Annotated in this window: 8 protein-coding genes and 1 pseudogene; 2 read left to right on the top strand and 7 right to left on the bottom strand. The window is 53.1% G+C overall.

Features of this window, described 5'->3' with window-relative positions:
• Positions 1-156 precede the first annotated feature (156 nt).
• Entirely contained in the window at positions 157-621 is a 465-nt protein-coding gene (locus ACMXYJ_RS18190; protein ID WP_415756290.1) for a hypothetical protein, read from the bottom strand.
• 38 nt (positions 622-659) lie between these two features.
• Positions 660-1,064 (bottom strand): DUF6957 family protein, encoded by a 405-nt coding sequence (locus ACMXYJ_RS18185; protein WP_415756289.1) that lies wholly within the window; start codon positions 1,062-1,064, stop codon positions 660-662.
• 334 nt (positions 1,065-1,398) lie between these two features.
• Here ACMXYJ_RS18185 and ACMXYJ_RS18180 point away from each other — a divergent pair, with 334 nt between their 5' ends.
• On the top strand, positions 1,399-1,872 hold the full coding sequence (locus tag ACMXYJ_RS18180; RefSeq protein WP_415756288.1) for an XRE family transcriptional regulator: 474 nt from the start codon (positions 1,399-1,401) through the stop codon (positions 1,870-1,872).
• A gap of 797 nt (positions 1,873-2,669) precedes the next feature.
• On the opposite strand, the gene ACMXYJ_RS18175 is transcribed toward ACMXYJ_RS18180, so the two are convergent.
• The 4 genes from ACMXYJ_RS18175 to ACMXYJ_RS18160 all read right to left on the bottom strand — a co-directional run bounded on the left by ACMXYJ_RS18175 (position 2,670) and on the right by ACMXYJ_RS18160 (position 7,505).
• A complete protein-coding gene (locus tag ACMXYJ_RS18175; protein WP_415756287.1) occupies positions 2,670-3,686 on the bottom strand; it encodes a hypothetical protein in 1,017 nt (338 codons plus the stop codon).
• Positions 3,687-3,858: 172 nt separating this feature from the next.
• Entirely contained in the window at positions 3,859-4,713 is an 855-nt protein-coding gene (locus ACMXYJ_RS18170; protein WP_415756286.1) for a hypothetical protein, read from the bottom strand.
• Between the two features lie 7 nt (positions 4,714-4,720).
• Positions 4,721-5,491 (bottom strand): TniB family NTP-binding protein, encoded by a 771-nt coding sequence (locus tag ACMXYJ_RS18165; RefSeq protein WP_256666195.1) that lies wholly within the window; start codon positions 5,489-5,491, stop codon positions 4,721-4,723.
• Between the two features lie 238 nt (positions 5,492-5,729).
• Entirely contained in the window at positions 5,730-7,505 is a 1,776-nt protein-coding gene (locus ACMXYJ_RS18160) for a transposase (RefSeq protein WP_415756285.1), read from the bottom strand.
• Between the two features lie 1,455 nt (positions 7,506-8,960).
• Between ACMXYJ_RS18160 and ACMXYJ_RS18155 the strand changes: the two are divergent.
• Positions 8,961-9,566, top strand: a pseudogene (locus ACMXYJ_RS18155) (VIT1/CCC1 transporter family protein); the annotation flags it as partial.
• 68 nt (positions 9,567-9,634) lie between these two features.
• Here the strand turns inward: ACMXYJ_RS18155 and ACMXYJ_RS18150 are convergent.
• Positions 9,635-16,033 carry a peroxidase family protein gene (locus ACMXYJ_RS18150; protein ID WP_415756284.1) on the bottom strand — a complete coding sequence of 2,133 codons (6,399 nt, stop codon included), beginning with the start codon at positions 16,031-16,033 and terminating at the stop codon, positions 9,635-9,637.
• Positions 16,034-16,118: the final 85 nt, after the last annotated feature.

Raw genomic sequence — 16,118 nt, 5'->3', positions numbered from 1 at the left:
TGAGTTTGCGTTTATGAAAACGTCACTCAAGAAAGCGGTTACGGGCTCATTGTATGAATGCTTACGCGCTCGAATAATTCGCAAAATATGAAAGTCGGTCAAGCGTTTGGAGTGGAGTTCGAGCTCTGTGTCATTTGGCATTGTCTCAATCTCGATTCAGTAGATCTTTTTGACTTCGACCAAGGAGTCGGCACGAAACAGAGGATTGTGAACGTCCGCATACACAACACCACTATCTACTTCCAGCAGACACACCAGCACGCCGATTTTATCGAAACCAGTCGACAAGCTGACCAGCTTTTCCATGCGCCAACCGTCCGTTTTGTTCATCCATGCGGGAGTAACCACTTGGACTTGCGTGAGGACGACATCGGAACCACATTCCTTGAGAATCTGCTCAAATGCAGCTTCGTCACCTGCCATTTGAATGATGGAAGTCATCCGGTCTTCGTTTCTGATTTTTAAATCAATGTGGTACCAGTGTGTAGGAAGCAACCGACTGACCTTGAACCAATGTGAATGATCTTCTCCAAACATTCCTTCGTACCCCGCCCGATCAACAATATGTGTTACGAACGTTCCTTCGTCCCCTGCTTGATCTCCAATATCTGTTCCAAACATCTCAGCCTCAGCCCCAGCCAATTCGTGAACCGATTTCACTAGAAAAAAGAAAGAACCGTCTTGAGACTTGCCGCCTTTTCGTGGCCAGGCCCCATCAGCACATAAGTGGTGTTTTTTGTTTCGAACAGAAACCCTTCTTCGAACGAAACTGCGAACGTGGAGCGCACCCAATCACCGACGTCAAACCTTCTCTCGCTGTCGAAGACGACGTTACGGGCATAAACGATGAGGGGTAATTGGCCTTCGCCGTGAATTTTTTGGAGCTCGTCTTCAGTGACCTCAGCTCGAAAAATCGTCCAATCTTCAACCAAGCAATAGGGCTTACGTGGATAGAGAGCTTGCACGAGCCCTGTGAGAATCTCGTATGAGGCCATCGATCCATTGAGGGGTTCGCCAGGGCCGGTGAGTAGTTCGTCGGCCCCTTCGTTTTCATCTGTGCTCAATCTCAAAATCTCCGTCAATCCAGCTAATGTGTTCAGTGCGCGCTCCCTTCATAGGTCGCACAACCGGAAGCCGAACCCTTCTCGAACCAAGGTGATGGCTGATCTCGGTCTGCGCTCGCCCGACCTCGGTGCTCGAGGTATCTAGAGCAACTGTATCTGGGGTGCCCACAGGTACGTCGGTTTTAGAGCTCCTAGAGAAAGCCTTGCTCGCGCCCTACTACCTTCGAACCGAGGCATCTAGCCCGCAGGTGCACCCGGAAGAACGGATAATACACTATATTGACGTTTATTCGTAAAGCTCAGTTATGGCTATATCCTGACTTTTGAGAAAGTCATGGAACTGAGAACCGCATTTGCAGCCGTATTTCGGGCGCTCCGTCTTGTCCGGCGCGCTAGGTATGCTGACGTCTCGGATGCGACCCACAGACGTAAAGTCAGTGCCCTCGAGAACGCGCAGACCAGCATCACCGTCGAGCAATTTGACGAGCTGGCGCAATCCCTTGGTCTCGATCCCATAGCGATGCTTACCCTCTGCATTGCCCTACGCCAGGGTGAGCAACCGCTGACGGTAATTGGTCGTGCATTGACCGACGTGGCGGCCTTCGAAGCTGAAGGTGGCATGAAGGTGCTCGCCGAACAGTTCGATGCCGACGGTAACCTCATAAAGCGCGGACGCGGAAAGCCGCTAAACGCAGAAAATGAGAGAGCGGTATTGGCACTTAAGGCAGAAGGTGCGACGCAGCAGCAGGCAGCGGCGCAGTTGGGGCTGGCGTTGACGTCGGTGAGGGAGTATTGGAGGAAGAGCTGATAATCAGGTGTTCACCCCTAGCAAATGAGCTCACGCTCCTAACTCTGGCGTAGTGTCCTAGTGGTGATTTAATCAAACACCAGTCTCCCAGAGCGCGCCGCCCATTTTTCACGAGGTTGGTTCATGTAGCTATTACGATGCTACGAAACGGGCGCGTAATGATTTGAACCATCCAACATCCGAAGCAGTTTTTATGCGCCCTAAACCGCGACCTTGCTTTCATGATGTCAGCGCTCACGCAAATTTATAGTTGTTTTGGCTATATAGATTGAAGCGAAAACGTTCTGTAGTGTCGATAGGCAACAGGTCAATTAGCTCACGGCGGCGCAAATCCATTCGCGCATGCAATCGCTCTATCGATTCTTCGATGCAGCTGAGCGCTAGTAGTTCGTATAGGGTTATAGAGATAACCGATGTGCCATAAGCTTAAGTCGTAAAAAGCCTTCATAAGGCTATTGGTTAAGAGCGCTACCTTAGCTGCTGGAAGTTTCCGAACGACACGGAAAGGGCCGAAGGAGTCAAAATCCAGCCTGGTTACCGCCTGTGGCGGGATGACCAAAGCCGTCCGCTCCTTCAAGTCCCGTCGAAATGCTTGCCAGAGCCAGAAACGATTAGGGTACTTCAAGTCGATCAAGGTCGGTTTAGAAAATCCATCACATCCCTCCCTGAACCCTAACGTGTAAGTCAAGATCTTCCATGCAACCACATCTACATGTAAAGCGACGACAAAATGATAGCTTGATCGGCTACCGGTGCGATGTAACATACATCCCGGTATCCAATAAACTGTCGTAATCTTATACATCATAAATAATCCGAGTTAGTTTGGGTATATTCATATGAGTAAGATTAAGGCATGGCGTTTCATAAAGCTTAAGTTCCGAAAAAAGCAATCTCAATATCCCCGGACGATCATCCAGTATTGACCATATCATGTGAGTATTCCAAGGGGAAAAATAACCTTCGCGGAGAGTCTTAAATGCCTGTTCACTGGTAATCCAACCCAAAATAATCGCGCTGAAATAGAGAGCGTACAACCGCGCCAGGCAAGTACTTCGATAGATTTCATTGTAAAAATCGCCATGAATCCCGAGACCCGCATAGGGGTCGCTGCCACCCCAATGTGCGAATGCTATTTTGGGATAGCCGTGATGGAACGCGGGAATCATCATTGACCTCATTAGGGTCAGCACGAACATTTGCACACCAAAGCTATGGCCAGATTTGGATGCCCGCTTCGTCAGCTTATCCAATTGCTGTTGAGCCTTCAGCGCCAGGGAATTTCTCATCGCTCCAGCACCACGGATCAAATCGCAATCCTCCTTGAACTGATGATCATCCCAGTAGGATACAAATGCCTGAATTGTGTAATCGTCATGATCTATAAAGAAAATCGACGAGTCATGAAGTGGAGTACCATGAAACTCGCAGAGAGGCTTGGTCAGATAACACCACTGAACCTTGCTAACCGGAATGCCAATCTTCTGGAAAGACTCGATAAAGCATTGTGAGCAAAACGCCCTTCTGAATTGAGTCGGTATGGTGGGTTGACTGAATTCAGGAAATCGTTTATTCAACCAGGGTTGAGAGATGTTGAATTCTTTTTTGAAGGTTTCAATAAATCCGTTTTCAGTCAAGAGGTCGCGATCTGCGAACCGCTCTCCCCGAAGTCCTATTTTATCACGCTCTATGATCTCGCCTTCCAGCGAACTGAATCGCATATAAGACATGATAGGTATGTGGGCTGTTGAGTTTACTCTCCACATCCATGACGATAGGGTTTCGTCTGCTAGCGGTTCCGGAACTGCATACATTCTTGGGCTCACTATTGCTACTCTTTTCTTGGGAGTGGCTTAACTAGCCGCTTTATCATCCGCACTATCAATAGTTGCTAGGCTATCAAGTCCCACTAAGCCATTGAGGATTTCTTATAAGTATTGAGGGCTCCTGCGCGCATACTGAGGGTTACTTTGTACACATTGATCTTTAGGTAAAAGCATTATGTTCAATTTCGTGACGAAGATCTAAAAAATTATCAGGAAATTTATAAATCAAAGGCGTGCCGGTAAAAGTGATCGTCTTGCTGTTAAAATCCAGATGTGCTTTCAGGAGTTCCGAGCAGTACAGGGTTTCGCACACGTCGATGATACGGTCGATCGGCATATCTTGATCGAGCTTGCTAAATCGAGACATGCAGGGCGGTTGAGCTTTAGTCCCGTAGTGCTGATTGCACCAATCATAGAATCCTTGAACAACGGTCTTTACATTGACTGCTGGAATTATCCCAGAGACAGGGATCACCATGCTAGTTATTCCTATGACCTTTGAGTAACGCTGAAGCAACCTTTTGTTTCTCGTAGACATGATAATTTTATACCAACCAAGGCTTCGCGCAAGTTGATGGAGCTGGTCAAAAATCACCTCTTCCATACTATTTTGATTAGAAATAATATCCAGATCGTCGAAGATAATAATCTTTCTGGCAGCCTGGCGGCATTCAATCAAACTTTTAGGCACACGCTTGTAGGTGCGGAAGTCGCTAAAAGGAAAGATTGCGTGGAGTACCTGACCTATCATGTTAAGACTCGATGAGTAAATGCGCGGTTTCACAACAATTACCTCGTCGTGAAATTTTAAAGAAAACTCTTCGAGTATCGAGCTAATTCCTGCTCCTGCATCTCCCCGCAACATTACAAAAATGGCGTCGTCGGATTTGGCTATGCCATCCAAAGCCTGGTAAACCTCTGTGCGTTCAGGCCAGCGATGCTGGAACCCGTGGAGGCCTTGCAGCACCGTGCGAGCAATCTGACGCTTTTTACTTAATGACAGATTTCGCTTCATCTAATCTTTACTGCCCCTCTTCCTCTAATGGCATCTCTGCGCCACGCAGTGCGTAGTTGAAACTCGCCATAATGTCGTCGATGTTATCGAGGTGGCGGTGGTTGATGTGTTCGGTGCCGTCAATGATGCTGGCCATAGCTGATGCTTGCAGAATCTTCACAACGTTATCGGTGATACCCTGCCCCTTGTTCATAATTTTCAGGAACAGCATCTGATCCTGAAAGTTGGTTTTGTTCTTCAGCGGCAAATGGTGGATATAGCTAGATACGAAGTTTCGAAACTCTGGCCCATTTTCCCACCCGTTAAGGGCCACTACAGGATATCGGCGTTCAAGCTGAGGATCCTGACGGAGCACACGCGCAGCTGCCGGTACCCCGAAAGCAAACACCGAGAGGCCGTAGGTGGAGCCTGACAGATTCTTCAGCAGCGAAAGGTTGATGCGCTGCTGAAGCTCGGTCAATGTCAGCGCATCGTGAATCTCATCAATCACAATGGCGCAAATATTTTCCGTCCTAATGATATATTGAAGTTCTGGAGTAATGTTATGGCCTTGCCGCGCCCTTCGCCCTACCCCCAAACCTAGTTCGCTCAGGATAAGATCCTTGAGTGAGTAGCCATTAGGGCTTTGGTGCATGGTCACGAAGATCATTTTGTTTTCGTTCGTAGCATTCCTAGCCTTCATCTCGCCAATCAAAGCGGTTTTGCCTCCTCCTCCTGGAGAGGTAACGAGCATACTGGGTGCGTTGATCTTGTTCCGCATCTTCATTGCCATTTCCATCCTTAGTATGATTTTCTGGGCGCTAGGATGGTGCACCCAGAAGTCGTTGGAACAGGTGATAAGACGAACATCGTCTGGCTCATTGAAGTGGATGTGAGATGCAGGGTGTACGTGAGAGTAATCTGTCATGGTAGTCCACAAAAGTATGAGCGCATGATTCCCCCTAGACTGATGTCCAAATAATAGGCAAGAAAAACCAGACCCATGCGCTCAGGTTAAGTACAAGATAAGTGTTTAATCAGTTGCTATCGTAAAAAATCGGGGGTTGGTTGTAGTCAACATCTTCGGTTTTCTTGAAGAAACCGCCAATGTCAAAAACATTAGATTTCTTAGATGACTTGCCGGTGTCATTGGCCTTGCCGGTGGTGCTGGTTGTGTTCGGAGTCGTACGGCTCAGAGTGCTGTCGTCTTCTGAATTTTTGCCGTGTAAACCTGCTTGTTTTTTATAGTCAGCTTTTCCTTTTTCCGCCTTCCTCCTGCGTTTTTCCTGAGTGGTTAATTTCACCTCCTTATTTTTCTGCTTGGTAATTTCACCATAAGACTGCGCCCCTTCCTTCGTCATGGTGCCATCTCGATCTCCCTTCTGTTGGCGTTGCCAACGGTACATCTCATAGTCCGAACTCCTACTGAAACTATTGCGCACACAAGAAATCTTCTCGAAGATCTCGCCAAGTTTTACGTAAATGAAGCTCAAATCGTATGGATCATACTTAACTGTGACCTCGTCCCGAATCCTGTCCTTAAGTAAGCGTCCGTAATAAAACCTGCGGAAAATCTCAATACCTCCCGGCACTACTTTCTTATTGGAGACTTCTGGGTAAAACCGGTATTTGAAGTCTTCATACTGGGACGTTTCCAAAACCCGACTGTTCGGCTTTTTAGAAAAGTGCCCATCCCATGCTTGCGCAGGAGTCGTGTCTAGCTCCGAGTGTTTCGTCTGATGGTAGGCGTGTAAGGTATAGGCCAGTATACGGCGCAGCCCAGTTAACCCAATCGCGGCCTTCTTGTTGCTCTTCAGATGTTTGCCCTGCTGAGCATTGGAGCCTGTGGTGCCTGGCATCGGATGGATCGTGTTGATCATCAACTTTCCAATCAGACTTTCAATGTGGCCACCTTGGTGCTTTTCGGGAATATCTCGGTGCTCAACGTCAATGCCAAAGTCCTTGGCGTTGAGGACGAACACGTCAGAGATGAACTCCTTTGCATTATCGGTGTGGATGACTTCCGCCAGTCCGTAGTAGGGAAGCAGGTGTTCTGGGAGTCCTAGGCTTTGCAGAAATTCCACTTTGGGCAAGGCGCAGTTTTCCATCAGCATTGCAACAGATACAGCGCTTGGCGGAAGCAATGAGACGTAAAATCCCAGTATCACACGTGTATGCAGATCAACCGCCAAACTGATGTAAGGACGTCCCAAGACGACCGTTCTGTCGTCCTCGTCCACTACCATAAGATCGACAACCGTATGATCGATCTGCACCCACTCCAGCGGCCTCTTAGTAACTTTATAACCGGGCTTTGCCCCATACCTTTGCTTGGTTTGGTCTCCCGTGTGAGTCATCTTGTAAAGGAGCGACTCTGTTTTGGCTTTGATCCAAGTCGAAACGGTATGGTAACTCGGCCTAAGCGTCCGCCTATTGTCGGCTTGGGTTTGACAATGCTTCCATACCGCCGCGATGGTCTTGTGGCTAGGGTAGTGTTCCTCGAACATCTCCTCTATCAGCTTCAGTGTCTCAGGATCTGTCACTGTGAGGCCTGGCTTTCTTCCCGTTACATCCGGTACCAGTGCCCTGTAACTTTTAGCTCCTGCCATGTATTTCAGTAGTTTGTAAAAGCGAGACTTCTTGACGCACAGAATCTCCATAGCTACATCAGCACTGATTGTTCCTGTCAAATAGTCTTTGAGAATTTCGTACCGCCTAACCGCCTCTTCATGCCGTCTTATTTCGGCGAGAGTACTGGTTGAATCCAGCTTCACATTAGAAGCTTCCAAAATATGCCCAGGAACATTTTGCATTTACCATTCCTCTAATATGTGGTCAGATCTAAAGACTCACATTGTTGACGAAATAATCGCCAGACCCTAGATCGACCACTTTCGATTTTTTAAAGAGCGGGTTGTAACTTTCCAGCTATTGGATGCCGAGCAGTAAACCCAAATCTATTTTGAAGGTCAAGAGCGCCTCTTGGTACTGTCAATATATGTAAATTAAAAATTTTTCTGAATTTATCTTGGCGCACTAAATCGCTGGAAGCCCCAAGTAACGGGCACTCCAGAATTTTCGAATATTTTTTATTCCTAAAATCCACCCATGGTTTTATGGTTATATTGACAGCCGATTAGGACTTCCAGTTAGTCATTTGAACTCAATAATATTATTTAACGCCAAAATCTATCGAAAATTCAGATGCAAAAAATTTGAAATGCCAGGCCGATCCAACTGCTAAATAATTATGGATATATTGCCACTTTCTCCTTAGTTCTTTCGGAGAGCGGGGATGAATAATGTATGAGTATTGACAGGAATCTTGGCAGCCAGGTTGCTCTGACTGGCGCATGCGGAGACACAGGAGAGGTGGCGGCGCGGGTTAGCCAGATTTTTGCTGGACGCTGAAAATGGTTTGAATCAATGAGTGGGAATTCACGAATTGGACTTAAATAAATGAGCGGAAAATCACGATTTATTTTGTTTCTTGAATGGAAAAACCCTGAAGGACTCCACTAATTTCCGTAAGAGAAGGGTTTGGAATAGGAATTGCTGGGTTTTAGGGATTTCCACTCAAATCGCGATTGGCGCAGAAATACAAGTAAGTCAGATGGTTATGACTGTCCATCTAGTCAATATTTCGCGTTCAGTGGAATCTCAATCTATTTCGCAGTTTCTAGGCTTCTGAAATCCTTGAAATTTCTTTAGGTGACCTATCCACCGATTTTAAGGGAATAATGGACTGTCTTTCCAAAATGTAGTGGAAACCCGATGTTTTGCGGGCTATGACTGACACCTAGCCTCTACTACAAATTTGAACTCTGAATTTCTGTGAGCGCCAACTGAAGACGGGAACGTCCGCCCTCAATCATGCTTCGGGCCGTTTAGACATCGAGAAGCGGCTACAACCTGTGAAAAAATAGCACGATCTGTTCCAAGTATCTCACCATGCCAAGATCTTTGATGGGAGTGTCGAACACTGCTCACTTGCAATGTTATTGATCCCTTCCATTCGTTTTACCCACTACCGACTGGATTGCATCAGCCTGCAGTCCCTCGGAGTTTCAGGTATGCGATTTCTAGTGCCGATGCAGATCTTGCGGATCAATCAGAAGGACTCACACCTGGTTTTCAGCCTTCGAAGCGTTTGCGTAATCTAAATGCTGCAGTTCATCCTCCACCTGCGATAGAAATTTTCTGATGTCCCCTTCATTTTCTTTCCGCATATAGCATGCCGCCATCAAGCTGACCGGATGGATACCGAGAGCGCTAGTCTGCTGATCGGTGTCGCGGCAGCCAACGCCAGCCACGCCACGTTGCTGGTCACCGGTATGGCGGGGCTGATGGCCGGGGCAATGTTCATGGCCGCAGGCGAGTACATTTCCGTGCACTCCCAGGCCGATACCGAGCGGGCCGATCTGTCCCGCGAACGGGCAGAACTGGCGAGCGACCCGAAAGCCGAACACATCGAACTCGCCAACATCTACATGCATCGCGGCGTATCACCCGAACTGGCGCATCAAGTGGCCGATCAATTGATGGCCCATGACGCATTGGGCTCTCACGCCCGGGACGAGCTGGGCATCAGCGCCACCCTCACCGCCAAACCCTTGCAGGCCGCCCTGGCCTCGGCCGCCAGTTTCGTGGTGGGTGCTGCGTTGCCTTTGGCGGTGGTTTTCATCGCGCCAACGCAAAGCGTTGTGCCGTGGATTTCAGGTATGTCGCTGGTATTTCTCGGTAGCCTGGGGGCCATTGCCGCCAAGGCCGGGGGTGCCAAGGTCATGATCGGTGCCTGGCGCGTGACGCTTTGGGGCGTTCTGGCCATGGGCATCACCGCGTTGGTGGGGTCGTTGTTCGGGGCCGTAGTTTAGTTCGCGTTCATTCTCCAGAACAAAAAGGGCGCCCGTTCCTCCAAGGGGCGCCCTGTGTGCGTTAACGACTACACCACGCCGACGAAATCGCTCGCCGTCAGGGCGATATGCCCGACCAGATCGATCTGGAAATCAGCCGTATTGCCAGTGTTTACATTGCCCTCCACATACGTGTGATCGACTCCGCCGACATTGCCGAAGTGGTACTTCAGTTGCGCCTGGTTGTTGAACTCGTTGCCGGCGCCATTCCACTCGCCGAGGAAGGTGAAGTCCTGATTACCGGCCGAACCTGCGCCGGAGGTCCGGGCATCGATCAGCGACAGATCGATGCGGTCTTGCCCTTGGGTAAAGTCGGTAATTGCATCTCGCGTAAGGGTGGACGTACCCGAATCCCCAAGTGCCGAGAAGACAAACAGGTCATTGCCCGCTCCACCGGTCAGGGTGTCCCGGTTCGCGCCACCGACCAGCGTATCGTTGCCACCACCACCGCCGAGCGTGTCATTGCCTCCCAGGCCTGTCAGCACGTTAGCGCCACCGTCACCGGTCAGGGTGTTGGCGCCACTGCTACCGATCACATTCTCGATACCGGTCAAGGTGTCATTGCCGGTTTGCGAACTGCTGGCAAGGCCGGTGAGCAGGTTGACCGAAGCATTGGCCGAAGTCCCTGACAGGTCGTAGGTATCGGTGTCGCCACCGCCGTCGTAGCTGTCGTTGCCGTCATTGACTGATGCCCGAAAGGTGTCATTGCCAAGCCCACCGAACAGGCTGTCCAGACCTTGCCCTCCGATCAGGGTATCGTCGCCGCTGCCACCGGCCATCCAGTCATTGCCGCCCTGGCCTTGCAACAGGTTGCTGACGCCATCGCCCTGGATGTGGTCGTTGCCCGATCCGCCGGTGACGTTTTCGATGCCGGTCAGGCTGTCGCTGCCGGTCTGGGTACTGGTTGACGTACCGGCCTGCAAGTCCACCGTGGCTGCCGCCGACGTGGCCGACAAATCATAGGTGTCGACATCCGTACCACCGTCATAATGGTCATTGCCATCGTTCAAGGAAGCCACCAGCGTATCGTTGCCGGCGTCCCCGAACACCGTGTCGTTACCCGTCAAGCCAGTGAGCAGGTTGTTGCCGCTGTTGCCATTGATAACGTTGTCCAGTGCGTTACCGGTGCCGTTGATGTTGTTCGACCCCAGCAAGGTCAGGTTTTCGACGTTGGCGCCAAGGGTGTAGCTAACCGACGACATGACCGTATCGGTGCCCTCGTTCAGATTCTCCTGAACCACATCGCCATTGGCATCGACCATATAGACATCGTTGCCGGTGTTGCCGCGCATTGTGTCGTTGCCCGTGCCGCCGTCCAACACGTCGGAGCCCAAGCCACCGTTGAGGATGTCATTGCCCGAGTAGCCCATCAGGATGTCCTGATAGTTGGTGCCATTGAGCGTGTTGTTGAAGAAGTTGGTGCCCTCGATCAAGCGCCCGACTACCTCTGACGGGGCCGACGTCAGCTGTTCCACCGTGCCGCTGTCATCGGTGTACGTGGTGATCACCCGCAATTGCTGGCCGAACTGTGCCGAGGTGGGTGCAAAGGTTGACGCATTGGCCCCGGTGATGCTCAGCCAGGCGGCGCCCACCAGCGCTTGCCACTGATAGGAGAACCCGCTCGGCCCAGGCAAGCCGTCGGCGTCCTGGATGGCCGAGGTGTTGGCGGTCAACCGGTATTGAGCAGGCACCGGACGGCTGGGAGTCGTCGGCGCAGTGGCAAAGCCCGACAGCGCCACATTACCGGTCGGCAGATGATTGGTGATGCTCAGGTTGACCGTGCGGTCGGCGAAGCCCAGTTTTTCCACGCCAACCACAATGTCGCTGCCATCGCGGCCCGCCACGCTGTCGGTGATCTTGAAGGCGGTGATGAGGCCTTGATGTTGGGTCAGAAAGTTGATCCTCTGAATCGTGTATTCCGACCGGTTGCCCGTAAACATTGCCATGTCTGACACGCCCGCCGTGCCACCGTCACCGACCGTGACGCTATCGGCGAGATCGGCAGGATTGGTACTCGCGACCCCATTGCGCCACAAACGGGTGACCTGGCTACCGCCCAGTTCCAGGTTCTCGAAAGTGGCCGACTTCAGCATCTCGGTGAAGTGCTTGTCGTAGCCAGGCCCCACCGCGTCCAGCAGACCGTTGGTGCCGATAAATCCGGCAGCACGGTAGTTGGCGCCATCCTGGTAATTGTCGTAGCCACCGGCGTAGGTGCCGATCAGGCTGTCCAGGCGAATACCGTCACCGACGATCACGTCGTTGCCAATGCCGCCGACCAGCGTGTCATTGCCGCTGCCGCCGATCAGCCAGTTGGCGCTCGCATCACCCAGGACGGTGTCGTTGTTCTGACTGGCAATGACCCCTTCAATGCCGACCCACGCCGGAAAAGGTGTGGTCAAGTCGATCGCCACCGCCGGGTTCTGTTGGGTCGAGAAATCGATCACAAGGCCTTGGGGGGCCTTGGCATGGTCGCTGAAGTCGATCAAGTCGAATCCAATTCCCTTGCCATCGTTGCCCACGTCGGTCTTGCCGTCGCCACCCAGTACTTCGTCCGGCCCACCACCCATGGCTTGGGAGAAGGAGCCCGGGCGCAGGATATCGTCGCCATCGAGGCCGCCTGAAACATCCTGGTCGTCGCCGGCGATGATCAGGTCGTCGCCGCCGTCACCCCACAGCAGATCACCACCGGCACCGCCGTCAAGGATGTCGTTGCCATCGCCACCGTGGGTGAAGGGATCGGTATCGCCTTCGCCGAAAAGGAAGTCGTCACCCGACTCGCCCGACAGCTTGTCGATGCCCACACCGCTGTGCAGGATGTCATTGCCTTCGCCACCAATGATCTGGTCGATGCCCGCCGCTGCCGTGGCGGATTGTTCGCCGCTCACGTAGTCGTCACCGGCGCCGCCATCCAGCAAATCGCCGCCATCGCCGCCGTAGATGCGGTCGTTACCATCACCACCGTACAGACGGTCGATACCGTTGCCGCCGTAGATAATGTCGTTGCCGCCTTCGCCATAGACCGTATCGTCCCCCCCCCAGGCGTAAATCAGGTCGTTACTGTCGCTGGCCACTATCACCTCGTGGGACTCGGCACCGCTGTTCAGCGTGCCGTCGAGATTCTCCCCTCCATTGATCGCAGTGGTGCCAGAGGTCGCGGCGCTGTCTTCGACACGGAAGTCACGGATGTACTGCACGCCATTGACCGTCACGATGTCGCCGTTGCTGGTGGTGGCATTGCCCCGGGTGGAATAAATGCCCAGAGACTGATGACCAATCACCGTGATGCCATCGGCGGCGTAGAGGGGATGAGCATCCTCGTAAGCCTTGATCGCATCGGCGTACTTGTGCTCGGTCTTGGCATTGGCGACCTCGTTCTGCGCCAGGTCGTAGTACTTGTCGGCATAGGCAAAAACGCTGCCATTGAGGTGCTCGGCACCAGTGTTGCGCTCGACGATGTCCTTGAACTGTTCATTGACGATGCCCTCGCCCATCTGCAACTGGTCCAGGCGATAGAGGTAGTAAAAGCGGTCGCCGTTCATCAGTCGGCTGATCTGGTCGACAAACACCGTGTCGAAGGTTTCACCCAGAATGCCCCCGGTGACATGCACCTCCGCCAAACCGCCCAACCAGGTGTCAATGTGTTGAAAGCCGTCGACGCCATAGCTGCCCACGTCAGTCGGGCTGTTGAAGGTGTTGTTGAGGAAGTCCAACGCCTGGTTGTAGGTATACCCCTCGGCTTCGATACTGCCTTCGTCGATCGTGCCGTTCTCCAGACCGATCAGCGCGGCGGCGCGTGCGACGTTGCCGTCGAACGAATAAGCCGCAATGAAATTCACCAGGTTGTCCGGGTGGATCATGTTGGCGCCAAAGTCGGCCCAACTGGCGTACTCACTCAGGCCAATAGCCGCACGAAACTCATTGAGTGTCGGGATGCCGACGTCGCGGCCACGGGCGATGTTGATCGCGGCCAGGTCCAGTGGCTGGCCGAGCAGGCCCTGGTTCAGCGCTGGCGTGACGTATTCGTCAACCTCGTTGGCCTGTTGGTGGGTCATGCCCAGGGCGATAGCGGCCGCGCCCTTTTGCGCAAACAGCTCAGGCGTGAGGAAAGCTCGCTCGAGTGCAACGCGCATCACGCTGCTGGTGATGCCTCCCGACGGGTCGATCAGGTCGATCGATTCGCGCAAGGTGCTGTGGCCGAAGCGATAGGCCACTTGCGAGAAGTCCAGGCTCACATCGGCTTGTTCGCCGCTGTTGTAGCCCACGAACTCGGCAATGTTGGGTGTGATGGTCCGTGCAAACTGGTCCACCGCCGTATGCTGATACTCCATCTCGACCGTGATTTTGGCTGCATTGAACAGTTTGTAATCGTCCCAGGCGATGGCACCACCGGCGTAAACGTAATTGCCTTGCGCGTCTTCGTAGTGATTGCCGACCACGCTGACGCCGGCCGCCACGACATCTGTCGCCTGGGTGACCACCGATACCTGCCACTCATGCAGCAGGTCATGGTTGTAAGTACCCGCCTGATCGAGCCGCTCCTGACGCAAGTCCTCGACCGCAACGGCTTCCTGAATGTTGCGCACCTGGAAGTTGTGCTCTTCGTGCCACACATGGTGTACCGCGGTCAGGCCGATGTTCTCGTTCACTCGGCCGTCACCGGCAATGTAGTGATCGCCCACCGCCGCCATCAGTAACTCGCCGACGGCGGCGTGCACTTGTGGAGTGAGTGCGATCACGGTGGGGCCTGCCTGCATCGATGTCTTGATGCTGAAGTCGCTGAAGTTCACCCACAGCGCCAACGCGCTGGCTCCCGTCAGCGTCACCGCCGGTGATCCCGGGCCCATGGCGCCGGCCGGCAGCTTCAGTTCCAGGTAACCATCATTCGATCCTGCACCGTCGACATAGGCGAACTCGTAACCGGCGCCCAACGCCAGAGCGGCGGTCTTGAGGGTCGCAATATTGGCCTGGAAATCAGTCGCAGCCTCGGGGTTCAACGGGTTCTTGAAGTGCGCCTCGTCGAAGCGCGGGTTCATATCAAGAATCAGCGCCTGGCCAGAGTTACCGGCCTCTGCCCCGGTTTCCACGTTGCCAGCCTCATCGCGATTGCGCAGGTCGAGCACATCTTCCCACGTCAAGTCAGCACGTTGGGTGAGCATCAGGTGTGCACGCAGTTCGTTCAGCGTAGGCAGCGTGGCGTGAGTCGTTTCGCCAAACGCATTCTTCCAGGCAACTGACGTGTTGCCGTCCAGCATTTGGGCGCCGGCGTGGTAAGTGACACCGCCATCGGTGGACACCCACGCTCGCAACAGGTCGGTGACTTCCTGGTCGGAGCCGTAGGTCTGGCTCTGATCAATGTAGGGTGATGTGTGGTTGTTCCATTGTGGAGTACCGTCGGCGGTGAACCCGCTCACATCGGCGCGCGAAATCACGATCTTGGTGGCAGGCTGGCCGGTGGTGGGATTGATCACGCCATAGAGCGGATCGTCCGGGGACAGGTTGATCGTGATCTTGGTGCCGTCCGCGCCCTTGCCGATGAAATCGAGGCCGTGATCGAAAAACTGGCCGAACAGGACAAACCAGCCATTGACCGGTGACACACCAGGGTTCTGTGCGCCGATGAAGTACTCATCATTTTGCACAGACGAGTACGCTTGCACGTTGGCGCCGGTCAGCGGGTCAGTGACCGGATCGCCATTGCCATCCAGCTGCCAGACCGGATTGCCGTTGGCATCAAACTGCAAGTCATAGCCGCGTTGGGCGTCTTGCTGGCCGAGGGCTTCCAGCATGCCGTAGTCCGCAACCTGGGTGAAACCGTTGACGTCCTTGACGAGGTGAGTGCTACCGGGCTCCGTCTGGAAGGTAACGTCTGCCGTGGTGACCAACCGGCTAATCATGCGCGGCGTGTAATCCACAACGTCGTGAGCGGGAGACGCCTCGTTGATCGGCGTCGCGAGGTTGTCGCCTCGCTTGGTGTAGTCCGCCGCGGCCGGGTTGGGACTGGTTGTAAACGTATTGGCGTAGAACGCGTTGGGGTCGCTGCCAAGCCCCGCCATGGGCTTGACGTACTGATCGAACGCCACCGCCATGCGTTGCAGAAATGGCTGATCGGCTGACCCCCAGGTAGCATTGACCAGGTACAGGTTGTTGTTCAGCCCCGACGGATCGCGCAGGCCCTCAGAGGCCGTCACCGACGCGTATGAGTGGCCATACATCGCAAGGTTACTATCAATCTGGGCCTGGCTCAGAGTCGTGCTGCCCGGATCGTAGATTAACCGGCGTTGCGAATCGTATATCGCACTCGACCCGCTCCAATCGATGATCGCGTTGTCATCCGCATCGTAGAGCGGACGAAAGTCAATCTGATTCCGCATGAAGTCCAGATCGGAAAGATTGAATCGAAAAGGTTTCAAAATATAGCGTGTGGCCATGATATTTCACCTGTCAAATTGGGTTTCAAACTTCAGATCCGTCATGACTGACCTGGCCTTGATCCCAACCTTCCGGGCAGCCTGT

Source organism: Pseudomonas arabinosi, from assembly GCF_047758675.1.
In the GTDB taxonomy this organism is placed as follows: Bacteria; Pseudomonadota; Gammaproteobacteria; order Pseudomonadales; family Pseudomonadaceae; genus Aquipseudomonas; species Aquipseudomonas arabinosi.
Note: the sequence above shows the minus strand (reverse complement) of the source record. Positions and strands in the feature narration are given on the sequence as shown.

Excerpts from the sequence above, each read along its gene's own strand:
- ACMXYJ_RS18190 (WP_415756290.1), bottom strand. The coding sequence starts at position 621 with ATGTTTGGAACAGATATTGGAGATCAAGCAGGGGACGAAGGAACGTTC.
- ACMXYJ_RS18180 (WP_415756288.1), top strand. The coding sequence starts at position 1,399 with ATGGAACTGAGAACCGCATTTGCAGCCGTATTTCGGGCGCTCCGTCTT.
- ACMXYJ_RS18175 (WP_415756287.1), bottom strand. The coding sequence starts at position 3,686 with ATGTATGCAGTTCCGGAACCGCTAGCAGACGAAACCCTATCGTCATGG.
- ACMXYJ_RS18170 (WP_415756286.1), bottom strand. The coding sequence starts at position 4,713 with ATGAAGCGAAATCTGTCATTAAGTAAAAAGCGTCAGATTGCTCGCACG.
- ACMXYJ_RS18165 (WP_256666195.1), bottom strand. The coding sequence starts at position 5,491 with ATGGAAATGGCAATGAAGATGCGGAACAAGATCAACGCACCCAGTATG.
- ACMXYJ_RS18160 (WP_415756285.1), bottom strand. The coding sequence starts at position 7,505 with ATGCAAAATGTTCCTGGGCATATTTTGGAAGCTTCTAATGTGAAGCTG.
- ACMXYJ_RS18150 (WP_415756284.1), bottom strand. The coding sequence starts at position 16,033 with ATGGCCACACGCTATATTTTGAAACCTTTTCGATTCAATCTTTCCGAT.